Source organism: Dyadobacter sp. HNCC25DJ184 (genome assembly GCF_056895215.1).
The window spans coordinates 285,437-308,321 of record NZ_JBXHAQ010000004.1 but is presented as its reverse complement, the minus strand read 5'-3'; the positions used below and the strand labels follow the sequence as shown (position 1 = coordinate 308,321).

General features: G+C 41.2%; 16 protein-coding genes. 9 read left to right on the top strand and 7 right to left on the bottom strand.

Going from position 1 to position 22,885, the window contains the following annotated elements; translation table 11 throughout:
- The first annotated feature begins 459 nt into the window (after positions 1-459).
- Both AC1XUD_RS08265 and AC1XUD_RS08260 read left to right on the top strand, forming a co-directional pair.
- Complete coding sequence (locus AC1XUD_RS08265) at positions 460-891, top strand: plasmid mobilization protein (protein WP_483360500.1); 432 nt, start codon at positions 460-462, stop codon at positions 889-891.
- Positions 879-2,153: a relaxase/mobilization nuclease domain-containing protein gene (locus AC1XUD_RS08260; protein WP_483360499.1), complete on the top strand. Its 1,275-nt coding sequence runs from the start codon at positions 879-881 to the stop codon at positions 2,151-2,153. The genes AC1XUD_RS08265 and AC1XUD_RS08260 overlap by 13 nt, the downstream gene beginning before the upstream one ends.
- Positions 2,154-2,489: 336 nt before the next feature.
- Here AC1XUD_RS08260 and AC1XUD_RS08255 read toward each other — a convergent pair whose 3' ends face one another.
- Entirely contained in the window at positions 2,490-2,777 is a 288-nt protein-coding gene (locus AC1XUD_RS08255; protein ID WP_483360498.1) for a hypothetical protein, read from the bottom strand.
- Positions 2,778-3,083: 306 nt separating this feature from the next.
- On the opposite strand from AC1XUD_RS08255, the gene AC1XUD_RS08250 reads away from it, so the two are divergent.
- The 3 genes from AC1XUD_RS08250 (at position 3,084) to AC1XUD_RS08240 (ending at position 7,112) form a co-directional block, all read left to right on the top strand.
- Complete coding sequence (locus tag AC1XUD_RS08250; protein WP_483360497.1) at positions 3,084-4,157, top strand: DUF4062 domain-containing protein; 1,074 nt, start codon at positions 3,084-3,086, stop codon at positions 4,155-4,157.
- Positions 4,158-4,454: 297 nt separating this feature from the next.
- The gene (locus AC1XUD_RS08245) at positions 4,455-6,056 is read left to right on the top strand and encodes an AAA family ATPase (RefSeq protein ID WP_483360496.1); all 1,602 of its coding nucleotides are present in this window, start codon (positions 4,455-4,457) and stop codon (positions 6,054-6,056) included.
- A gap of 69 nt (positions 6,057-6,125) precedes the next feature.
- Positions 6,126-7,112, top strand: coding sequence for a hypothetical protein (locus tag AC1XUD_RS08240; RefSeq protein ID WP_483360495.1), 987 nt, complete (start codon positions 6,126-6,128; stop codon positions 7,110-7,112).
- A 52-nt stretch (positions 7,113-7,164) separates the two neighbouring features.
- Here the strand turns inward: AC1XUD_RS08240 and AC1XUD_RS08235 are convergent, their stop codons facing one another.
- Complete coding sequence (locus tag AC1XUD_RS08235) at positions 7,165-10,308, bottom strand: DUF3427 domain-containing protein (protein WP_483360494.1); 3,144 nt, start codon at positions 10,306-10,308, stop codon at positions 7,165-7,167.
- A gap of 93 nt (positions 10,309-10,401) precedes the next feature.
- Here AC1XUD_RS08235 and AC1XUD_RS08230 point away from each other — a divergent pair, with 93 nt between their 5' ends.
- Positions 10,402-11,301, top strand: coding sequence for an alpha/beta fold hydrolase (locus AC1XUD_RS08230; RefSeq protein WP_483360493.1), 900 nt, complete (start codon positions 10,402-10,404; stop codon positions 11,299-11,301).
- Between the two features lie 50 nt (positions 11,302-11,351).
- Here AC1XUD_RS08230 and AC1XUD_RS08225 read toward each other — a convergent pair whose 3' ends face one another.
- Positions 11,352-11,984: an FISUMP domain-containing protein gene (locus AC1XUD_RS08225; protein WP_483360492.1), complete on the bottom strand. Its 633-nt coding sequence runs from the start codon at positions 11,982-11,984 to the stop codon at positions 11,352-11,354.
- Between the two features lie 87 nt (positions 11,985-12,071).
- On the opposite strand from AC1XUD_RS08225, the gene AC1XUD_RS08220 reads away from it, so the two are divergent.
- Positions 12,072-12,608 carry an antibiotic biosynthesis monooxygenase gene (locus AC1XUD_RS08220; protein ID WP_483360491.1) on the top strand — a complete coding sequence of 179 codons (537 nt, stop codon included), beginning with the start codon at positions 12,072-12,074 and terminating at the stop codon, positions 12,606-12,608.
- 271 nt (positions 12,609-12,879) lie between these two features.
- Here AC1XUD_RS08220 and AC1XUD_RS08215 read toward each other — a convergent pair whose 3' ends face one another.
- The gene (locus AC1XUD_RS08215; RefSeq protein ID WP_483360490.1) at positions 12,880-13,359 is read right to left on the bottom strand and encodes a tetratricopeptide repeat protein; all 480 of its coding nucleotides are present in this window, start codon (positions 13,357-13,359) and stop codon (positions 12,880-12,882) included.
- Positions 13,360-13,670: 311 nt separating this feature from the next.
- Between AC1XUD_RS08215 and AC1XUD_RS08210 the strand changes: the two genes are divergently transcribed.
- Together AC1XUD_RS08210 and AC1XUD_RS08205 are read left to right on the top strand one after the other, a co-directional pair.
- Positions 13,671-14,138 carry a helix-turn-helix transcriptional regulator gene (locus AC1XUD_RS08210; RefSeq protein ID WP_483360489.1) on the top strand — a complete coding sequence of 156 codons (468 nt, stop codon included), beginning with the start codon at positions 13,671-13,673 and terminating at the stop codon, positions 14,136-14,138.
- 535 nt (positions 14,139-14,673) lie between these two features.
- A complete protein-coding gene (locus AC1XUD_RS08205; protein WP_483360488.1) occupies positions 14,674-15,255 on the top strand; it encodes a class I SAM-dependent methyltransferase in 582 nt (193 codons plus the stop codon).
- 11 nt (positions 15,256-15,266) lie between these two features.
- Here AC1XUD_RS08205 and AC1XUD_RS08200 read toward each other — a convergent pair whose 3' ends face one another.
- The 3 genes from AC1XUD_RS08200 to AC1XUD_RS08190 all read right to left on the bottom strand — a co-directional run bounded on the left by AC1XUD_RS08200 (position 15,267) and on the right by AC1XUD_RS08190 (position 22,576).
- A complete protein-coding gene (locus tag AC1XUD_RS08200; RefSeq protein ID WP_483360487.1) occupies positions 15,267-16,904 on the bottom strand; it encodes an ABC-F family ATP-binding cassette domain-containing protein in 1,638 nt (545 codons plus the stop codon).
- A gap of 505 nt (positions 16,905-17,409) precedes the next feature.
- Positions 17,410-20,766 carry a hypothetical protein gene (locus AC1XUD_RS08195; RefSeq protein ID WP_483360486.1) on the bottom strand — a complete coding sequence of 1,119 codons (3,357 nt, stop codon included), beginning with the start codon at positions 20,764-20,766 and terminating at the stop codon, positions 17,410-17,412.
- Between the two features lie 874 nt (positions 20,767-21,640).
- Complete coding sequence (locus tag AC1XUD_RS08190) at positions 21,641-22,576, bottom strand: beta-1,6-N-acetylglucosaminyltransferase (protein ID WP_483360485.1); 936 nt, start codon at positions 22,574-22,576, stop codon at positions 21,641-21,643.
- Positions 22,577-22,885 lie beyond the last annotated feature (309 nt).

Here is a 22,885-nt window from a genome sequence, read left to right as displayed (position 1 = left end):
GTTTCGTTGTGTATTCCTTACTTGCCCTTTTGGCAATTCTCACCGCCAACAGTAGGACTTAGCATACAGTGCGATCTGAACAGAAGAATTGTGCAACAGCCAAGAGGGTTTAATTGAAAACACATCCGTCCCGCATAGATTGGTTTTACTTTGGGCATTAGAAGTCTTCGGGGAGCTTGCCCATAAACCTTTTTCAACGTTTTTCGAACAAACACAACTTTTTTCGAACAGACAAACGTCAGCCCAAAACACTTCCGATCCTAAGGCAAATTTACACAGGATAGGTAAATCCCATTTCAATAAACTAGATTCACAAATCGGCTCAGCAAACGGTTTCAAAGACTTCGAAATCCAAATGAGCCGCCTGCTTTGCGCGTCTGGCCAGATGTACGATTGTAATACAATCGCCGGTTGCTGCGCACCCGATCTGGCCTTCCCCTCCAAAGTCGGTCCAGGTTTGTGAAGGAGTTTTTAATGTTTGAAAGTGTAGATAGGATCGTGATGAAAGAAGAAAAATCGAACAAGACAAGGCATGTAATCTTCCGGTTGACACCCAAAGAATACGCCAATCTGGAAGCCAAACGCAGCCGCACCACATGCCGGAAATTAAGTGAATTTTTACGGCTCTTGATCTTCAACCGGCCGGTAACCGTGATCGAAAGGAACGGTTCGCAGGATCAGATGATTGGCGAATTGTCGGAGCTGCGGGAAGAGTTAAACCGGCTTGGCAACAACTTCAACCAGGCAACTAAGCGCCTCAATGCAGTCAACCAAATCTCAGAATTCAGAAAATGGATCGCCAGCTACGAAGCTGAAAAGACATTCCTGTTTTCAGTCCTGGACAAGATCAAATCGCAAACTGATAAACTGGCAGATCGATGGTTGCAGTGATCCACACCAGCAGCAGACTTCGGTCAGTGCTACATTATAATGAAAACAAGCTGGAACAGGGATGTGCGGAATGCATTTCGGCTATCAATTATCCCAAGGATGCGGATGCTCTAAGTTTTGATCAAAAGCTGAACCGTATTCAGCGGCAACTGGCTTTGAACAAAAGGACAAAGGTGAATACAGTTCACGTTTCCTTGAACTTCGATCCGTCGGAACAGCTCAGCAAAGAGCAACTCGCGGAGATTTCAAAAGCCTATTTAAAAGGTATTGGATTTGAGAAACAGCCAGCCCTGGTGTATGAACATCGGGATGCCGGTCACCCACATGTGCATATCGTGACGACCAACATCAAAGCTGATGGCAGCCGGATCTCACTGCACAACCTGGGCAAAAATCAATCCGAGAAAACCAGGAAGGAGATTGAGATAGATTTTGGTTTGGTGAAGGCACAAGATCGAAAAGCGCAAGAGTTTCATTTGAAGCCGATCAGCATCAAAGCAGAGTATGGAAAATCAGAAACCAAGAAAGCCATTGCTAATGTGCTCGACAAAGTTTTGAACGAATACAAGTTTACCACGATGGGCGAATTGAATGCAGTGCTCAAACAATATAATGTTGCAGTGGACATTGGCTTAGAGGGTTCGAGGATCAGAAAGAACAATGGCATCTTATACCGCGTGCTAGATAAAGATGGCAACAGGGTTGGTGTGCCCATCAAAGCAAGCGACTTTCATTTCAAACCAACACATAGAAATCTGAAAGTGCGTTTTCTGTACAATGAGATGAATCCAAACCGTACGAAGGATTCGTTACGAATTAGGAATAGTATAGATTTTACTTTGTATGGCAAACAAAACGTGTCATTGCCCAAACTTATCAATATTCTTCAAAAAGACGGGATCGATACGGTAATCCGGAAAAATGAAGAAGGCCTGCTGTACGGGATCACATATTGTGATCATCGTACGAGATCCGTCTTCAACGGAAGTGCATTGGGCAAGCAGTATAGCGCGAAGGGAATTACCGAGCGATGCATCGAGGATCCTTTTTCTCTTCATCAGCAAAAATCTCAAAAGATTGGGATGGATGTTGGGCAGGCTGCTGGCTCAGGTAATCTTTACCATGCCGGAAATGATAGTTCGTTGGAGAATGATAAGTCTCTTGATTCTTTGTTGTCTCCGGTAAAGGACGGAGAGTATACGCCGCATCAGTTGAAGAAGCCGAAACGGAAGAAGCAGAAAGGGCTTTCAATGGGATTTTGAGTGATTGAAGGATTGCGATTGCACCACAGCGCAACGAAAGGTACAAAGCAAAAAGTGACGACTTCAAATCCGTCGGCTATTTACCGAGGCTGCCGCCGCTCCTTAAACCGCATCATGGATTTGCAGCCAAAGGGGTGAACCCCGTCACTCTTTACTTTGAGTAAAAAATGGGCGATCGCGCTGAGGTGAAAAATTATAATTTTAAATTGAGCAACAGTCCAAAGCAACTAAGGCAATGCTTTTGCACTCCCAGAGCAGCGCGCCGGGCGACGGGTTGTTCCGCAACTATTTTCTGAACTACAACAAAAAGGACTGTCGCGAACAGTCCTCCCATCTCTAAGCTTTCGCTCCCATTTGTTCGAGCCCTTCCCAAAGTACTTTCAGGTCAAAAAGAGCTGACTTTTCGGCTTGATCAAACGGGATATCCGAGTGATAAAGCGCCAGATCGTGGATCATTTTGAGCGATTGGGATAATTCCCGACAGCCCTGACAATCGACGATATACAGAAAATCTGCCTGCGATTGCGTCAGCGGAGCGCCGACATCTAATGCGTGACGTGCATCATTCGTTGCGTTGACTGAATTTGCATTCGAGTCGACACTTGGGCCATTTGATGTTTGCAACTTGAAATGGATTTGGGTGAAATGAAAAGGAGAGGTCACCGCAAACATCACCGAATGGAACTACATCGATCAAGCCTCGGGACTTTCACCCGTGTGCCTCTCCAGAGCCATTTTTCCTTGATTTTTACTATTCGTTCCATAGGTATTAAGTAATGTTTGCGGGGCAAATATAGGGGAATATTCTGATCTGCAATAGGTACTTTATGACGCGATTCTATCTATACCAGGGAATGTAAAATTCAGCACAAACGTAATTCTCAGATTTGTTTATATAATTGTGGAAGCAATAGACCCGTTCCAGCGATTATGGATAAAAAATACCAAGTATTCGTCAGTTCAACATTTAAGGATCTTGAAGAAGAGAGACAAGAAGTAATACAAGCTTTACTTGAACTAGACTGTATTCCGGTTGGAATGGAGCTATTTCCTGCAGCGGATGATGACCAGTGGACCTTAATTCAACGTCTGATAGACGACTGCGACTACTACATTCTAATTATAGGAGGACGATATGGTAGTCTTGGTAGTTCAGGAATCAGCTACACCCAAATGGAATATGAGTACGCAGTCAAAAAAGGTGTACCGGTAATCGGCTTCTTGCCAAAATCTCCTGAGTCCATACCATTGAATAAGACCGATAGAGATTCAAATCTGGAATTGAAGCTTGGCGAATTCAAAGCGCTCGTACAAAAAAAGCTGTGCAAGTTCTACGAGGGACATGTCGAGCTTGGTTCTTTGGTGAGCCGAAGTTTAGTTCGTCTGATAAAAGACAAGCCTCGAAATGGATGGGTGAAAGCAATATTCTTGCCAAGTGAAGATCTTTCGCGCGAGGTGCTTACCTTGACAAAAACAATTGAAAAATTAAAAAATGAACTTGCAGCTAGCAATGCTCAAATTACAAATGGTCAAGAAACGCTAAGTCAAGGTGAGGAAATTAACACATTTAATTTCATTGCATCCAGCTATAAATCATCAGCGTTTGGGGAGACAATTGGGCTAACAGGCGTAATAGATTTAAGTTGGAATGAAATATTCGCTAACATCAGCCCGCTACTTATAAACGAATGCAGTGACTACCAGCTTAAAGAAAAAATTGGTGAATATATCCGGCATATCAAAATTGATGTATTGCGGAAAAAGTTTGAAGAACACCAAAAGAAGCCGGGTGTTTGCCAAATAAAAAATGAAGACTTTCAAACAATAAAGATTCAGTTCCGCGCTCTAAATTTGATTACCGAAAGTAAAAAAAAGCGTCCGATTCATGATGAAGCAACATACTGGACTTTAACTGAATCGGGTGATAGGCTCATGACACGTCTTAGGGCAATACCTTCCAAAGAATCATTGAATTCCACTAAGAAAAAGTCCAAGTCTAAATAAGGAAAATGTCTTTAGTATCTTGCGGTAGTAATCACCTACTTAAATTAATGTATGTAGAGCCATGAAATTAAGCCGCTCCTTAAATTGGGTGAAATTTGCTATGTAGTTTTGACTGTCCAGTAAGAGAATTACGCTTTGACTGAAATAACGCCGTATCGAATATCCTATCCACATTACGGTTACTTAGTTATTCGTTCTAGACCAAACTACTTTTTTACATGCAGTTGACTCGTGGACGCCATTAATCGCAAATTGTTTTACATGGAAAGACTTGTAATCAGTCATTGATGTTAAATTATGAAAATAAGAAAAATAGTATTAAATAAGTTCAAGAGATTTACTGATCTTACAATAACGGACATTCCCGAAACAGCTAGGTTAGTGTTGCTTGTTGGTCCAAATGGATCAGGAAAAACTTCTTTGTTTGAAGCTCTTAACTACTGGTATCGGCTTAAAAGATTTAGTACGGTCGGGAAGCAAGACTATTTCGAAAAAAAGGGCACAGTGACAGTACAAGGACAGTGGTACCAGGATAAAGTAAGCATTGAATTTCATAATGAGCAAGATATTCAACCAGAGAGTCTAAAAGGGAGATTTTATTTTAGAACGGCTTACCGAAATGAGTCTGATTTCACAATTAATACACTTAATAACCAGAAAGACCCGAACGATGAGTCCAAACTTGAAACCTTAAATGGGAATGATATTACGGTATCAGAAAATTATCAGCGACTCGTTTCACAAACTTTGTCGGGTGTTTTTCAATCTTCAAATGATTCGAAGACAGTTTTGGAATTAAGGGATGAGTTAATTGGCAGAATTAGAGAGTCGATGAGTTTGATTTTTGAAGATCTAAATCTGAGCTCTATCGGTAATCCACTTGCAAACGGTAGTTTTTACTTTACAAAAGGTAGTGCTAATGATTTTCATTACAAAAATTTGTCAGCGGGAGAGAAGTCTGTTTTTGATTTAATTTTGGATATGATGATTAAATCTATTTACTATCCAAATACGGTATTTTGTATTGATGAGCCAGAAGCCCATATGCATACTAGATTACAGGGAAAGGTCTTAAAAGAATTATACCGATTAACTCCTGAAATTTCACAGCTGTGCATTTCAACACATTCTATCGGGATGTTGAAGCAAGCGCAGGAATTGGAACAGTTATCACCAGGCAGTGTCGTTTTTCTAGACTTTGATAATCGAGACTTTGACCTCACAGAGAATATTTTCCCTGTGAGAATTGATAAGACGATTTGGAATAGATTTTTAGAATTGGCTTTTGCCGATTTTGCTCAGTTGGTATCACCGGAAACTATAGTCTTTTGTGAAGGCACCTCACAAGGAAGAAAATATAAGGATTTTGACGCTCAGATATATGGGAAAGTATTTGGATCAAAGTATTTTCAGGTCAGTTTTAATTCGATAGGTTCAAGTTCAGAAATTGAAAATTTAGACAATGGTGGAGTAAAGGTTATTTCAAAAATTCTTGGATCTTCAAAAATCATAAGATTTGTAGATCGAGACAACAAAAGCAGCCAAGAAGTTCAGGAGTTACGACTAAAGGGCGTCAAAACATCAAAAAAAAGAAATATAGAGGGTTACCTTTTAGACGACGAGATAATAACCAAATTGTGCGTTACCACTGGCAAGCCTAGCCTCATAACACAATGTTTGGAAGCAAAGGTAAGAGCCATTGGGGGAAGTATCGCAAGAGGCAATCCTAGTGACGATATGAAGTCCGCCAGTGCAGATATATATGTTGCGTTATGCAAGATTCTAGATCTAACTCAGGGTGGAAATAACAAATGTGCCTTTCTTAGAGACACCCTAGCGCCACTCATAACTGAGGACACCGCAATTTTTAAGGAGTTGGAGGATGAGATATTCCACTGACTAAACCATTTATGCACACACAGCAGAGGCTATCTCCCAAAAAACTACCGCAGGCAAATTCGAAAATCTATGAATAAATTTATCAAGTATGGAATTCTGATTCTAACTGGAATTGTCTTGACAGTGTTGTTCTACACTTCACCAGCGCCCTTTGATCGAATCTTGAACATACAAAACTACCTAATTACAGTAGGTGGAATCATCTCAGCATTTGTAATTGCCTATTTGTCTGCAAAGATATTTAATCTTAAATCTGATAGAGATATTCGACAACAGAAAATTGACGGCTTTGCAGACAGGCTCACGGCTTTAAGGAGAATTCTTTACTATACAATGAATAGTAGAGATTTTTGGATCAGATACAATGATGTAAATAAGTTTAAAAAAGAATACCCTGGGTTTGATTATGAAAGATTAAAAGGTGCTGGAAGTGACGATTTAAGGAGTAGATTCTGGTTGGAGGAGACAGAAATATCACAGGCAACGATATCCCTTTATTTAGCCATGGAGGCGATTTACGGATCACAAAATGAGCCCATTCCTTGGGCATATGACAAATCTTTGTCTTTTAAATATTCGCTTGACGATTTGGAGCGATGTTATGACCCATGTAATTCATTATGGTATTACCTTGACTATAAATATCAAAAACAGGGACGAGGTTCATTTAATGACCGTGGTCTAAATCCATTATTTACAGAAAGCTTTAAGGAACAACTGCCAAGAGCAAGTTTAAAATCTAACGGCAAAGATTTTCATAGGCTAGTTCTGGCCGATCTGGGGAGCGAGTTTTATGAGCTGATAATACCAAAGATGGCGGAGCTGGTAAGATTGAACACCGGAATTCCTAGGAGCCTTTTAAAAACCTTTTTAAGCCTGATTTCAATAATGCTTTTCGGTGTTTTATTGCCAATTATCATCCAGTCGATTGGAATTAATCCGTGTATCGATAGAGCATTTACTTTGACTTTAGTAAACCTGACAGTTCTTTCAATAATTTATTTTTTGTGTGAGTTTTATAGCTTATTGAACGAAGAGCTCCACCCTAATAATTAGCGTCTGATTGTGGGTTTCTCCTCCTATTAAATGATGAACTTTCTAAGAATACTCACCCAACCGCCATCTTCGCCATATCCTTCCAGATATAATGCGGAGCTGACTCGCGCAATGCCCAATTAATACTCATCGGCTTCGCTCCATAATGGTCAATATAATCCGCCAGGCCCAGGAAGACATAGGCGATCGTATTATTGAATTCATCATTGTTCTTCTCCCGCACAAAAAGAAGAATCGATTTCTCTGTTTGCTTTTGCTTTACATATGACAGCCCCTTGCCGGTTTCAGGCCGGGCCGTGTTTTGAGACTGCCAGTGAAATATCTTTTCACTGACTGCGTAATCGTTATACAATGTGGTCGGAGAATAATTTGCTTCTGTCTTTTCCAGCGTTATGAGCAGCAGCTCGGCATTCTTTGTTTCCAGGTTTACAACACCTTCCCGGTTGCTGGATTTCCTTTCAAATGTGCTTTCTCCGAAAGCAGCTAAGATCTGTTCCCTCGAATATCGGCTATGTACTTTGAGCGGTTGAACAAAAGGCAGATCAGCCTCCATTTCGATGTGCGCAATTTTGTCAATCACTAGTTCGAGCAGCTCGACTATTTCATTCACCAGCGGTTCATTTTTCCCAATTTTTGCAATACTTGCCGATAGGTCCTCTGCTCCACCTGGGCTTTGCCAAAAGTCGTAGTGAAGCATGGTTAGCATTAGTTTTTCGTGACCGGGCAATGCATTTACATCTACCTGAAACTTCTGCTTCGCCATCCTTAGAATGAATGACAAATAGCTGAATGAATTGCAGCAGAGCCATTTTTTCAGTATCGTGCGCTTCGTCTCCTCCTCATTGATTGGCAATAGATCGTCCAACCGATTCGCCAACTGACAAAGTCTGCTCCAAGTAGCTCGCTTGTAAATTGCTTGCAGCGGAATGTTATGGAACGTGACAAAGTTTTTAAGCGATAAAGGCAATGTGGTTTGATGCCGGAAATTGGCGATTTTGGTAACGAGCTGATTTGTATTGAGCTGGGTTGCTGATCGTATATTTTTTAGAATGATTTCCTTTGCCTTCTTTTCCAAAACAATGGAGCATCCCAATGGCAAATGTGGAAAATCACGTTCTAGCTCTTCCAGTGTGGAAGTATTGGTTTTACCTATGAGCGCCCTGAATTTACCTTCAAAATCGTATTCCGGCCGGGCATTGCCAACAAAGTCAAGAACAGTCAGGCACTCCTTACCTTCTGACAGTCGCAAACCCCTACCAAGTTGTTGAAGAAATACCGTCAAACTTTCAGTAGGTCGTAAAAACAGCACTGTGTCAATTTCTGGGATATCGACACCTTCATTGAAAATATCAACCACGAAGAGGTAATTTATATCCTTTCGCAACAATTTAGATTTAATGGTGGATCTCAGTTCTTCACGGTCGCCTCCGCTGATCAGGTAATCCGCTTTTAGTCCAGCTAATGAAAACTTTTCCGCCATGTAAATGGCATGTTCCCGAGTTACACAAAAACCCAGTGCCCTGACATCCTCATAGTCTGTCAGATAGTTTCTGCAATGATTAATTATTTCTCCCACCCGAAGATCATTGTGCGTGTAAATTCTGGTCAGCTCGCTTGGTAGATAGCGTCCATTCTGCCAGGTTGCATTAGATAAATCTGTACTGTCGCTAATTCCAAAATATTGAAATGGACAAAGCAGTTTCCTGTTCATGGCCTCGGGCAATCTGATTTCGGCTGCAATTGTATCGCAAAAGTCCGCCAGAATATCAGCCCCGTCAGTACGCTCGGGAGTAGCGGTTAAGCCAAGAAGAACCTTCGGCTTAAATTTATTTAGAATCGGGCGGTAGCTATTTGCGGCAATGTGATGCACTTCATCAACGATAATGAAATCATAATAGCTTTCCGAAAGCGGTAAATCCTCAATGCGATTTAAAAGAGTCATCACGGACGCAAACACAACATCGTAGTTGTCTGGCTCGATGCCGTCAACCCAGAGGTCACCAAAGTTGTTGTCGCGCAGAATGCCCGCAAAGGTTGCCCTTGCCTGCATCAGTATCTCCTTTCTGTGTGCGACGAAAAGCAGTCTTGCGTGAGGCTGCGTTTTAAGAAAGTTCTTGAAATCAAATGCCGAGACTACCGTTTTGCCTGTACCGGTCGCAGCGACAATCAAGTTTCTATACCTATTATGAATTTGCCTTTCTGCTAAAAGCTTTTCTAAAATCTCCTCCTGGAACGGCAAAGGCTTTATATCAAAGAAAGAAGTCCCTTCGACCTGGCCTTTGTTCTTCTCTCTTCCAAGGGCCACTTTTAGTTTCTGCGAATGTTCCCCTGACCGGAAAAATTCAAATTCTCCGTCTTGCCAATACGTTTCGAAAGTCTTTGCGAATTTGTCTATGATGTGACCAACTTCCTGAGTCGTTACTTTCAAGTTCCACTCCAATCCGCTGGTAAGCGCGCTTCTCGAAATGTTGGATGAGCCAATGTAACCCGTATTGAAGCCAGTATTTCGGAAGAACAGATAAGATTTAGCGTGTAGCCGCTCGTTTTCAGTATTGTATGAGACCTTCACTTCACTGTTGGGCAGTCCAGCTAAAAACTCCACCGCTCTTAAATCAGTCGCGCCCATGTAAGAAGTCGTGATGATTTTGAGGTAATTACCTCGACGGGTAAATTCTTCCAGTTCTTTCTGGAAGATTCTAATGCCCGACCATTTGATGAAGGAAACCAGGAAGTATATCTTATCAGAAGACAGGATCTCCTTTTTTAACTCACTTTCGAGCGAAAGACCGACATTAGAACCTGTAAATAACTCACTTTGTCCTAAGCCTGTAAATGGAGTTATTTCCTTAATATGTTTTTCAAAATCGGAGAAAGGCGCATCCATTTTCGCAAATACAGCATTCAGGATTTTTCCATTTAGTGAGATTAAATCCTCGTCAAAATCAGCGTACTCAAGCTCCGTTCGAAGCACGCTTATAATCTTATTTGATACTTTAATTTGACGGTCAATACTGTCATCTCCCGTAATCAAGCTTAGACCGTAGTTCAAAAGGCGACTTACATGCTGACTAAGCAGGCGAGCGACCTCGCTCTTTTCAACTGGTGTTTCCTTTACAAAGAATTGTTTTTTATCGAGGGAGCTGATCTTTGAATCGATAAGCTTGGTAATTAAATTCTCGTAAAGGCCTTGCTGCATGGGAGGGTTTAGTAATGGTATTAAGATAAAGTCGTAGAAAGGAATTAGTTACCCAAATATTAGTTATGTTAGTCATTCTTCAATACTCACCATATGTCGATAAAAATCCTAACCATTCTAACTCTACTGGCATCCACGCTCCCTGCTTTCTCCCAGGAAAAAATGGTGAGTGTAAACGGCGTTAATTATCACATTCATACAAGAAGCTTGGAGCAAAGAAAGCCGGGTCAACCAGTCTTGGTTTTTGAAAATGGCATGGGTATGGGGCTCGGAAATTGGAATACCATAACGGATTCGCTTGCTATTAATGCTCCTGTTTTTCTTTATGACAGGCAGGGCGTGGAAAAATCAGAAATGGTTTACCAGCTGCCTACTCCTCAGAAGATAGCAGCGAACCTCAAATCACTTTTGAAGGAATTGAATGTTAAACCGCCGTATATATTGGTCGGTCATTCCATGGGTGGCGTATATGTGCGGGCTTTCTCAGGATATTATCCTAATGATATTGCGGGGCTCGTGTTTGTTGATCCAGCAGATTTTACGGAAACAAAAGCCGACTGGAATCAGATATTCAGATCGATTGGTGTTTCTGAAAAGCGAATTGACGAAATGCTTATAAACCGATTATACGCTCCTTCGAAAGTAGATTCGTCGCGTTACGCGGCATGGAGCGAAGGGCAGGTTTTAACTGATTTGCGAAAAACTGACTTCGCTGAGCTAACGAGCCTACCTGTTCCTCAGGTTCCAATCCTGTTTTTCGTCGGCGGAAAGCTAGAAGTTCCAATGGAACGCCGGAGCAAGGAATATGATCATGAGCGGTTCTTTGAAGTAAAAAATAATTCCAATATGCTAAGATGGAGACGCTTTATTCACGCTTCCAGTAAAGGTGGCGCACTGATCTATTTAAGCAACAGCGGGCATTTTGTGCATCGGGACGACGCGGCAATGGTGATTGGGAATATCAGAATGATGCTCAAAGGTTTAGAAAAATAAATCCGAAAGACTCCAATGCCGAGTAGGGATATGAGAGATATGCAAATAACTTAATCCCGAACGAGACGAACTGAAAGTCCGCCAGAAACTGGGCCATCCCAACGGAAAGCTTTTTTTAAATTTTTTTTATTGCTACTGGGAGGTCCACCATAATGAAAGTTCCATGCCCAGGCGTTACTATCTGTACTAGGTAAGGACGTCCAAAAGATACCGAGAACACCTTGGGCAAAATAGCTACCATCAGGTTTCCGCTGACCTCCTCCAGGCGCGTCGAACCCACTGATATTAGTACCATTACCGTCTTCATTCCAGCCTTTAATGCTTTTTAACGCTTCACCGGCATTGTCCTTTCCGCCAAAATGATTCACAAGCATAGCCCATTCGCTGTCTGTCGCTAAATGCCAACCGCCGGGGCTGGCTTTTTTCGCTGCCTCCCAGGTGTAAAGCAAGCCCAGCTCTTTCCGATTATTTTCATTGTCATCATAAGCATAGCTGCCTTCAACTTTATAGTTCAGGTTTTGCGCCATCCAGGTAACGGTTTTGCCCGTCGAATCTTCTTTAAAGCTGATGGTTTTATACGTTTGACCATCTCGCGAGTCAGTGAAGGTCCCGGTAGATTGGGCAATTCCTACTTGTGTAAAAAACAAGGTAGCAACTACGGTAAAGATGTATTGTTTCATCATTGTGATTTCAGGTTTAGTTTCGTATAGTTACTTACTTTAAGAAAAAGACTCACTATAAACCGCATAACAAATCGATAAACAGCTCCTATGCCCATTCACGTAGCTATTACCCGTAAAGTACTTCCTGGAAAAGAGGAGGAATTCAAAGAAGCGTTGCGACATTTTTTGGGAGATTCTTTTTTGCATGGCGGCGTTCATGGCGCAGCTATGATGACTGCTTTACCGGGCAGCGAGAGCCGTGAAATAGGGATATTAAGGACTTTTGCCAACCAGGCAGAACGTGATGCTTTTTACAATTCAAAGCTTTTTAAAGACTGGGAAGCCTATGCATCGACATTGACGGAAGATCCGGTATATCGGGAACTTAGCGGCTTGGAAGCATGGTTCCGCTCACCTGCTCCTCCCCCGAGGTGGAAAATGGCAGTTGCAACACTGTGCGGAGTATATCCTACCAGCCTGTTCCTCACTTATTTTCTTGGGCCGTTCATTCAGGAGCTTCATCCTGCATTAAGAACTTTGATTGTGGCCGGATGTATGGTGGGGCTCCTTACCTGGGTCGTGATGCCGCAGGTTACGAAAGTGCTGAAACCGTGGCTTTCTGGAAGCTTAAACAGTAGCAAGTAAAGATAATAGCCCCTTTTGCAACTCAGCGTAACGAAAGGTATAAAGCAACAAGTGATGACTTCAAATCAATAGGCTATTTACCGCGGCTAGGCGCCCCCGGCTATCGCCGCTCCTTAAATCGCCTCATGGATTTGCAGCCAAGGGGGAAACCCCATCACTTTTCACTTCGTGAGAGGTAAGCGATTGCCCTGAGTTGAAAATTGATCTAAAATATCAGAAAAACTATAAGCAATTGATGGGAAAATTGAGGCATCACAATCACTGCAAAATTTCAGCTATCCTTTCGAATTGCGTTAATACTATCTAATGCAGTTTTCGCCAGGGTACTGCCCGGGTATTCTGCCAGCATTCGATTGTACAGAACAATGGCCTTTTCTTCTTCTCCGATTTGACAGTAACAAAAGGCGATATTATTCAATGCCATTTCCCTGTAAGAGATTTTTGACGAGCTCAGGAGAATCAAGTATCGATACTTATCTATCAAGGGATACTTATTTAGGATATCGTAGCTAGACTGAAATCCTAAAATCGCGGCATCAAAATTACCTGCTTTGATATCCCTTAACGCTTGTCGAAGATGCTTTATGGTAAAAAATTGGATCAAATTAGACCCGGCGAGGTAGGTCATAATTCCAAAAAAGAAGGAATGCGTAATTCCTAGAATGTAATACAAACCTATTAACAATGCTGTGAATCCTAGTTGTGGTACTAAGGAAATCCAGGCTAGTCGATTTGTGGTAGAAACACTCATATTAGAGAAACAGTTAACGAACCGGTACAAGTTGTTAGGAATACTTGAAAATTTGACAACTCAGCATTCAGCTTAACAAAATGATAAAGTAAAGCCTCATAGCACTTTAATTAAAACAGACCTGGACTTGGAACAAGGCAAGAAAACACTTCGACTTGACAAGTTGAATCAGGTGCTATGGTTATTTGCAAAGGAAGTGAGAGTGGTAGATATTAGTTCGGACTTGATGAAAACGAAAGACGTCGACTGACACACAATGCATGGTCAAATCGCTACATTAAAATGTAAGCAAAAATGTTTATATTAGATATATGGAAAAGCAGTTTGAAAAGTATAAAGGCATTCATCCGGGGATCATTCTTGAGCGGGAGCTCAAAAAGCGATCAATTAAGCAGCGTCCTTTTGCCATATCTATTGCAGAACATCCCCAGAGCTTTAATGCTATTATCAAAGGAAGACGCAGCCTGAGCACAGCACTGGCACTTAGAATTGAAAAGCGGTTAGATCTTGACGAGGGCACATTTGTAATTCTCCAAGCGTACTATGACATCAAGAAGGAGAAGGAGAAACAAGCAAACCAGACTCCTAATTTGACGATATTGAGAAAGTCTTTGTTCTGGGATACTGACATTAGCCGCATTGATTGGGAGAAACAATCAAAGGCTGTTATTGAAAGAGTCTTTGAACGCGGGGATCAGGATGAGAAAGAAGAAATAACAAGGTTCTATGGGAAAGCAAAGATTCATTCGGTGAGGTTTGCTGTTAAGAACACCTTTTAGCACGTTCTCCATAAATAGATTTCTTCAATTCAAAGAGAAGTCGGATGGCAAACTTTCGGCAACAAATGCCAATTACTGCCGAAAGTTTGATTTTGTATCACGCTTTCTTACTGCAACAGAACTACAAACTTTTACAAAAATTCGTATTTTTACCCCAGCAAAATCGCATTTACGACCGCCAAAACCACAGGCATTTTCCAAACTTTGAACACCAAAAAACTCCCGAAAACTCACTAAAAAACCAGCGAAAATCACCACCAAGCACCTCAATTTTCGCTAAAAGAATTATACATAACAAATATACTGTTGTACTATATGTATAAAAAATAGTGAGTCTTTCGTGTAGTTCACTTCAAATAAAGGAGACAAAACCTTGATTATGAGCCGATTAAAGGCAAAGTTCGAGACCCGTCTCCCTCCAAGTAAAGGTTCTGATATTCGGGGCCCTTTTTGTAGATTTTCAGCTGGTTGGTTAGGGTCAGGGGTCAACCCGAAAAGTTGGAGGGGAGAAGTGTGATGCAACATCTGAAAGCAAATGGACAAATCAAACGGATATGAGGATCACGCGGCTACATTCATTCGCTGTCGCTCTAAGGGCATCGATGGAGTCGGCGCGGCATCAGTTCGAAACTGGGCAAGATTACTACCTACAAATGCGACCGTTCTGGATATAGGCTGTGGTATGGGCCTGCCAATTTCGGGGGCATTGGTAGATGAAGGTTTGAGCGTATATGGGATTGATGCGTCACCTTCGATGGTTCAAATCTTTAAGCAGAACTTCCCAAATATCCCCGTCGCCTGCGAAGCTGCGGAAGATTCCTCATTTTTTAATCGACAGTTTGATGCCATAATTGCATGGGGGCTCTTATTCCTTTTGCCGGAAGATGCGCAGGAAATTGTGATTAACAAAATGGCAAATTCTCTGTTTGCTGATGGCAAGCTTTTGTTTACGGCACCCTCCCGAAGAATGAAATGGGAAGATGCCATTACCGCAAAAGAATCGATATCACTTGGAACGAAGAAATACAAAGAGTTACTGGCAGCATCGGGACTTTCGCTTATCGAGGAATTTGAAGACGAAGGGGAGAACCATTACTATCATGCGGTCAAGCTCTAAGCTCTGAAACCCTACCTCGCCAGTTGCAAATCCGCTATACTTTTTATTCTATTCCGTTCCAGAAAAGCATCAATGGTTTCGAAATGCTCGATTACACGTTTGTCTTTAAACTCAAAGACTTTTTGGGATAAGCCTTGTAAAAAATCACGATCGTGAGAGACAAGCACCAACGTTCCATCAAAGTTTCGGAGTGCTTCTTTCAAAACATCCTTCGATTTTAAATCCAGGTGGTTGGTAGGTTCATCCAGAATTAGCAAGTTTACAGGTTCCAGAAGCAACTTCACCATAGCAAGCCGCGTTTTTTCTCCACCAGACAGCACACTTACTTTCTTGTCGATATCTTCGCCTTGAAACATAAATGCTCCCAAGATATTCTTGATCTGGGTTCTTACATCTCCCTCAGCGACCTCGTCCACAGTCTGAAAAATAGTCAGATTGGGATCCAGTAAAGATGCCTGGTTTTGGGCGAAATATCCAACCCGAACGTTATGTCCTAGTTGGCATGTTCCATCCACATCGATCTGGCCCATGATGGCCTTGATCATCGTGGATTTACCTTCACCGTTTCGCCCCACAAACGATACCTTTTCCCCTCTTGAAATAGACATGCTTGCATTTCTAAACACAACCTGATCCCCGTAGGATTTTGACACATCCTTCACAGTAACCGGATAGTCCCCTGACCGTGGCGATGGTGGAAAACGAAGTTTCAAGGCTGAATTATCAATTTCATCAATTTCAATAATTTCCAGCTTCTCTAACATCCGTTCGCGGGAGGAAACCTGATTGGTTTTGGAGTATGTCCCGCGGAACCGTTCAATAAATTGCATATTATCAGCAATCATTTTCTGCTGTTCCTGATATGCCTTAACCTGATGAGACCTGCGCTCCTCACGCAGTACCAAATAGTGTGAATAGTTGGCCTTATAGTCAAAAATCCGCCCCATGGTTACTTCAATGGTACGGTTGGTAATGTTGTCGATGAAGGCGCGGTCGTGAGAAATAACCATCACGGCATTGGCTTTATTCACCAGAAAATCTTCCAGCCACATCACCGATTCAATATCAATATGGTTTGTAGGCTCATCCAGCAATATCAGGTCTGGCTTTTGCAATAATATTTTGGCAAGCTCAATGCGCATACGCCACCCACCACTGAATTCCTTAGTCTGACGCTGAAAGTCTTCCGGCCTAAATCCTAAACCTTTCAAGGCTTTCTCAACCTCCGCGTCATAATTAACTTCTTCCAGTTGGTAGTATTTTTCCCCCAGTTCGGTGACTTGTTCGATGATTGCCATATATTCATCGCTGTCGTAATCTGTGCGGGTTTCGAGTGCAAGATTCAGTTTCTCCATTTCAGCACGCATTTCAAAAACCTGTTTGAATGCTTTTGCTGCTTCTTCGAATACTGTGCAGTTATCTTCGGTAAGTAAATGTTGCGGCAAATAAGCGATCACGGCATCCTTAGGTGCGCGTACATGGCCACGATTGGCTTTTTGCTCACCAGCAATAATTTTCATCATTGTGGATTTGCCCGCGCCATTCTTACCCATAAGGGCAATTTTATCGGTAGGATTAATAACGAAGGAAACTTCACTAAAAAGGACAGAACCGCTAAATTCAACGGCCAAATTTTCAACTGTAATCATCTTCTCATTTTTTGAAGCCGCAAAGGTACGATGATAGGATTGAAAGACACGAAAAATCTAACCTTTTAACCTTCGATGTTTTCAAACGATTTTGAAGTAACTTTCGCGAAGACGTGCGCATCTTAGAGTGCGCTTATGGCATCACCAAAAAAGCTTTGCTTGAAACAAGTTATCAACTCCCTTTCAGTGAATCCTACGCTGTGTTTTTACCCAAAAAGAGCATTGTTACATCACTTTTGAAAATCTCGCGATCAGAACCAGTAAGAGGTTCAGTGCTGGTGGACCTTAGCTGGGTTTTCGAAAGAGTACTAACAACTATCGTTAATGACTGTCCAAAGATTGCGAGCAATACCTTCATCTTCGGTTGGGTGGATATACTGGCGAATATTTAATTTTGACTTCAAGAATCGAAGCCTTGATCAAACATAGTTCACAAGTACAAATTAACAATGGCGCTAACTTCGTAGTCCTGGAAGTCAGCTCCATTGTTAGTGCAAAACAGGATTTATTCGTTAGCATTCGGCCCGGGTTCTCCTATTGTACCCCAAAACCCGGGAGCCTCTTCTTTGTAGTAAATATTCAAATCTCTGCCATCAAACCATTGATTAGTCCAGAAGCTTTGGGTAATGTCAACTATTTGTGCTCCTGAAACATTCGGAAACTGATACGATTTCCCTCCCCACTTATTTGTCAGAAATTTCAATGATGCTTCCATGGATGTGATTTCAGGGTCATCAAAATGCATGGCAAGGTGAACGACTCTTCCGCCCCGGCTGAAAACCCTGTCCCCTTCAGTGCTCAAATTATTCCCGTCAAATCCGGTATTGCCTGTTCCGAGGTCATCACGGTCGAACTCGGTATCTACCGGACTTCCCAAGGTGGGCAGCAAAATATTTATACCTCTTGTTTTCCTGAATAGTTCGTAGGTTTTATCACCGTCAGTATGATATAGTTCGTCTGCATTTTTCGCAAGATAAGCAACGTATCCATCCTGAGCCCAAGAATGAGCAGGCGACGCCACAGCCGGCATGAAGTAGCATGCGCGTCCACGAGAATTTCCAGCGTGAACGGCACTGACAAAATTGTCATAATATTTTCGAGCAACAAAAATATTATGTCGCAGAAACTCCTTACCTATATCATCCTTGTTATACCATCCCGTGCCATTTCCTGAATACACTACAGGTACCGAATAAGGAACACCTTTATTTGAACACCACCTTTGGAAGCTCGCCAGATTAAGTGAACCAAAATCCGATAATTTTTCCCCTCGGTATGGCCAAACCAATTCTTCTGCCGCGCCACCTGCCAAAGCGAGATATCCTGCTTTTTCATAGGTGTAGAGTATTTCGGAAGCTTTTTTTACAGAGTTGTATATCCTTTGATTTGCTATTTTGTCGACATAAGCCGGCACGCTTTCAGAATACTGTGGTATTCCGCTGATGTCCGTTGCCCAGAATTTCGAACCATCGTTAAAATAGGGTTGGCTGGTTAACATTGGGTCGTTGCCTTTTCTTAAAGGCCAGAAAGCGATAGATAGAGATAATCCCCGCTGCCGACACCATGCAATTAGATTGTTAAGACCTTCAACTTGATAATTTCCCAGGGTCGGCTCCCAATCGTACCAGCGCATACACACTCTAATTCCTTGAATACCCCAACCCCAACTATATTTGAACTTTTCAATATAGCCCGCAAATTCCTCCTCCATACCAGTCGCAGTGGAATTCGAAAAACCTCGACCTGTGAGATTTAGGATTATTTCAGTTTTTAAATTCCCGGAAACTGGTGCCGCACAGCCATTAGTTTGTGCTATATTGATAATTGCAGAAGGCGCACTAACACAACTTCCCACGGTACAGGTGGCTGTATAATTTCCACTTACGCTGGTCGTATACGTTGTCCCTGTCCCAACCGTGATACCTTCTTTTAGCCAAGTGACTATACCTGAGCAGTTAGAAGTGGCGAGAGTAACGGTTTGATTGTTATAGGAACAAACTGTGGTTCCAGCTGTTTTGGTGATAAGAGGAGCGGATAAAGAGCAACCACTAGCTACAATCGAAAAGTTCACCGTTTTCGAGCCTAATTCTTTTGATCCATGGTATATTTTCCCTGTTATACTGTAATTTCCGGCGACAGGGTTAACGCCACCATCACGGCCATAAACGCCGAAAGGTCCGCCATCACTTCCGGCGACATTTTCGGGCCCCCAACCGTCATTGATATTATTAGGCCCGCCTGTAAGCCTTACAGAAACATTGTCATAATAATTGGCGGAGCCAGAATTTTTTACCTGGCCGGAAGACGCAATAAACCAGTTTGCCTGACCACCGCTGAAAGAATTAATGTCCACCTGATCCCCATCACTAAGGTCTCTTAATTTAGTTCTTACACCGGAAACGCCTGCTTTCCATATTGAAATGGTTGGCACCAACGCAATCGAAGAACAATCCGCAGTCTGGCTTAAGGTTATGACAGAGGACTGAGGACTGGTGCAAGTTCCGTTTGCACTAGTTGCAGAATAATTTCCAGCCGCATTCGTTGTGAAGGTAATTCCTGTTCCAACCATTCCACCATCCTTATACCAACTTACTGTTCCTGAAGTGCCTGACGCCGTCAGGGTTACATTTTGGTTTGTAGCTGTACAAACTGTTGTTCCAGAAGTTTTGGTGATTGTTGGTGCAGAAGGGGTGGTACATCCAGAGCAATTCAGAGGATCTCCCTCCCATTTGATACAGCTGCCAAGAATATTGTCGGGAATTGTCTTGCCAGTAAGGATAGGTATCCAGTTATTATTCGTCCGCTCGTCTACGGGTCGACCTTGCCACCATGCCACCGCACACCCTGATTGTATATGAACTACCACATTAAAACCACTGCCTACTCCGAGCACCTGCCCCTCATTAAATGTATAGCCAGAGCAACTCATTCCATTACCACAACCTTCAGTCTGGCTCACTGTTATGACAGATGACTGGGAACTAGAGCAAGTTCCGTTTGTGCTAGTTGCAGAATAATTTCCAGCCGCATTCGTTGTGAAGGTAATTCCTGTTCCAACCATTCCACCATCCTTATACCAACTTACTGTTCCTGAAGTGCCTGACGCCGTCAGGGTTACATTTTGGTTTGTAGCTGTACAAACTGTTGTTCCAGAAGTTTTGGTGATTGTTGGTGCAGAAGGGGTGGTACATCCAGAGCAATTCAGAGGATCTCCCTCCCATTTGATACAGCTGCCAAGAATATTGTCGGGAATTGTCTTGCCAGTAAGGATAGGTATCCAGTTATTATTCGTCCGTTCGTCTACGGGTCGACCTTGCCACCATGCCACCGCACACCCTGATTGTATATGAACTACCACATTAAAACCGCTACCTGCCCCGAGCACCTGCCCCTCATTGAATGTATATCCAGAGCAACTGACACCAGTCACCTGTTGCACCCGTAAATTGTTGGTTTCGGATGCCTCGTAACCTTTAACATCTAGTGTCAAATCGGCGCGAAATAGGTAACGATCCTGTTCCACTGATTTCTTTGAACCTCGCAATAAAATAAATTTTCCAGTTGACGGCTTGGCTATAAACTTTCCTTTTATCTTAAAGATAACCTGATTGCCATGATTGAAGTCTGCGGAAGCGAGATCATGATAATTTCCCCCTGTCTGAACAAAGCCATCCGGAAAGACAACCTTGATTCGGAAATCGCAATCTAATGTGGTTGTTACAAGTCTGGACTCCCAATTGGTAACCTTTTTTGCAATTACAATCAATTCAACTTCTTCCCCAATTTTAACACTTTTCTTATTTGCTTTAAATTTGAATGCAACCGGATCTAAATCAGCATTCTCTTCACGTGCCCAAGCCAAATCTGTGTTAATTGATAAGATAATTGTTAACAGTAAATAAAATATTCGCCTGTGATTTAAAATCGCAATAACCCATTTCATGTTTGTTGATAGTTTAAAAGTTAGAAAATAGATCGGCTATTTATTTCTATTTTTTTAAAAATTCTAATTTGTAAACTAAAAATTTCACCTCAATAGAATTAAGATTTTACCTCATATCGTGTGGCAATTGAAATAATTTTGATTACATATAATTTTATATAATCAAAATTATATGTGTAAGCATAGGTGACGATATTTTTTTGAATACTACCGAAAATTTTCCGATTTACTATCAAATATCAGCATTTATATAAATGCCTATACTCGCATAAAATATGGCCAAGTCAGTAAATATTTTTATAATATTATTGATAATATCCTTGTATTTAACAGATCTTTATTGGCAGAATATATTGCATTCACGAGGAGAAGTCTCATTTACAAGAAACTGTTATATTGCAACGTGTCAATGAAGATCCGTATCTACTAAAAAAATTAGCTCTTATTATTGGTGAAATATTTCAGACATAATTTCATCAAAATGACTCCAATATATTTGAATAAGTTTGGATTGATATATTTATTTTACAGTACCTGTTATTTTTGTATAATATAACTTCCAATTTATTTAATATATTAATCAAAGTGTTATTATAATTTTAAATTAAAATTAATACAGATAAATATTTCTGGAGTTTTTATTTTGTTGTTTCGGATCCTGTAACTGTTGTGGATAGGTTGAATGTTTTTTTTTTTTCTCTCCTGTTATTGGGGAACACAACTTTACAACAATTTTAAATTATAAAATTGTGCTTCTTGTGTCAATATAATATTGTGAAAACCAAACTAATGGCTATAAAAGCAGAATACTATCAATCGCAGCTAATAATTCTGCGGAGCGGTTTTGGTCAAACTTTCGAGCAAAGAGCGCATGAGGGTGACTACTTTTTATGGCATTTAGATCTGATAAATCAAGAATCTTGGGTAGGACTATGTTAGGAGTGTGCCAATCTGTATAAAACAGACCAAGCCAATTCAGACCCTCTGTGTTTTTCTCAAAGTCAAAGTATAAATTGTTATGCAGGGGAGAGGATTTAGCTATAGTTGGTAGAAACATCTCGTCGGGACAATACATGTTTTTGTAAAAACTAATTTGCTTTTTTATATCAATTTTGTTGAATAAGTACTCAACAAAACTTTGTGGCATTCCAACCCATGTAGGCCCTTGGTACAATGGTATGTCTTTGGGTATATTTCTTCGAATGGGATATTTGGCAAGGAATTTCCGCATATGATAAAATGGGAATCGATTGGCGTGACGTCCTCGAGGATTTAAAAAGTCATTGTTTAGAAAATGGTATTGATTAAATCTATTTTGAAAGTATTCATTTTTGGTTGGATATATGCACCCTTGAACTGGTATAAAAATTCTTCTCTCATTAATAATAAATGAACGTATATAAGAGATAGGTTTTATTGGATAATCCGCTCCGCTTAGTATTATATATTGACTAAATGCTCCAAAATTGTATGCGGATTTGAGAAGTTCCATCTCGGCTTCTACAGTTCCTATACCCACCCAATAAATTGGTAACCTTTTTTCAATCCAATGAATATTGATATTTCCTGGTATTGTTTTCTGGAAATTTCTAATATCTGCGCGCTTGTCGATATAGATAAAGAAATGATCCTGAGGGTGCTGTAACTGTTGAACTAATCGACTTAGATGTTCGGGCTGATGGTGTGCAATGATAAGGTAGGCTATCCGGGAGGGGTTAATTTGGCTCATCGAAAATAAATAATTTTGAGATATTACTTGAACACTTTTGATATGAGTCCGTTTGAAAATTTCGAGAGTTAGGATATTTGACGTGTGAATTATGTCAATAAAGTTTACATGAACCATATCGTATATCTCGGGGAATACCTCGATATTAATTATCGACTATCCCGCAAATGGAAAAAGAGCATTTGTATTTCTATTTGCAGTTTTTTGATTTAGAAGAACAGCACCTGATATCCGTAATTTGCAATCTATACGACTCCACGAACAACAGGATATAGAAAATTGATACTTCTATTTTATTTGAATTAATAT

Excerpts from the sequence above, each read along its gene's own strand:
- AC1XUD_RS08260 (WP_483360499.1), top strand. The coding sequence starts at position 879 with ATGGTTGCAGTGATCCACACCAGCAGCAGACTTCGGTCAGTGCTACAT.
- AC1XUD_RS08250 (WP_483360497.1), top strand. The coding sequence starts at position 3,084 with ATGGATAAAAAATACCAAGTATTCGTCAGTTCAACATTTAAGGATCTT.
- AC1XUD_RS08245 (WP_483360496.1), top strand. The coding sequence starts at position 4,455 with ATGAAAATAAGAAAAATAGTATTAAATAAGTTCAAGAGATTTACTGAT.
- AC1XUD_RS08240 (WP_483360495.1), top strand. The coding sequence starts at position 6,126 with ATGAATAAATTTATCAAGTATGGAATTCTGATTCTAACTGGAATTGTC.
- AC1XUD_RS08235 (WP_483360494.1), bottom strand. The coding sequence starts at position 10,308 with ATGCAGCAAGGCCTTTACGAGAATTTAATTACCAAGCTTATCGATTCA.
- AC1XUD_RS08230 (WP_483360493.1), top strand. The coding sequence starts at position 10,402 with ATGTCGATAAAAATCCTAACCATTCTAACTCTACTGGCATCCACGCTC.
- AC1XUD_RS08225 (WP_483360492.1), bottom strand. The coding sequence starts at position 11,984 with ATGATGAAACAATACATCTTTACCGTAGTTGCTACCTTGTTTTTTACA.
- AC1XUD_RS08220 (WP_483360491.1), top strand. The coding sequence starts at position 12,072 with ATGCCCATTCACGTAGCTATTACCCGTAAAGTACTTCCTGGAAAAGAG.
- AC1XUD_RS08215 (WP_483360490.1), bottom strand. The coding sequence starts at position 13,359 with ATGAGTGTTTCTACCACAAATCGACTAGCCTGGATTTCCTTAGTACCA.
- AC1XUD_RS08210 (WP_483360489.1), top strand. The coding sequence starts at position 13,671 with ATGGAAAAGCAGTTTGAAAAGTATAAAGGCATTCATCCGGGGATCATT.
- AC1XUD_RS08205 (WP_483360488.1), top strand. The coding sequence starts at position 14,674 with ATGGACAAATCAAACGGATATGAGGATCACGCGGCTACATTCATTCGC.
- AC1XUD_RS08200 (WP_483360487.1), bottom strand. The coding sequence starts at position 16,904 with ATGATTACAGTTGAAAATTTGGCCGTTGAATTTAGCGGTTCTGTCCTT.
- AC1XUD_RS08190 (WP_483360485.1), bottom strand. The coding sequence starts at position 22,576 with ATGAGCCAAATTAACCCCTCCCGGATAGCCTACCTTATCATTGCACAC.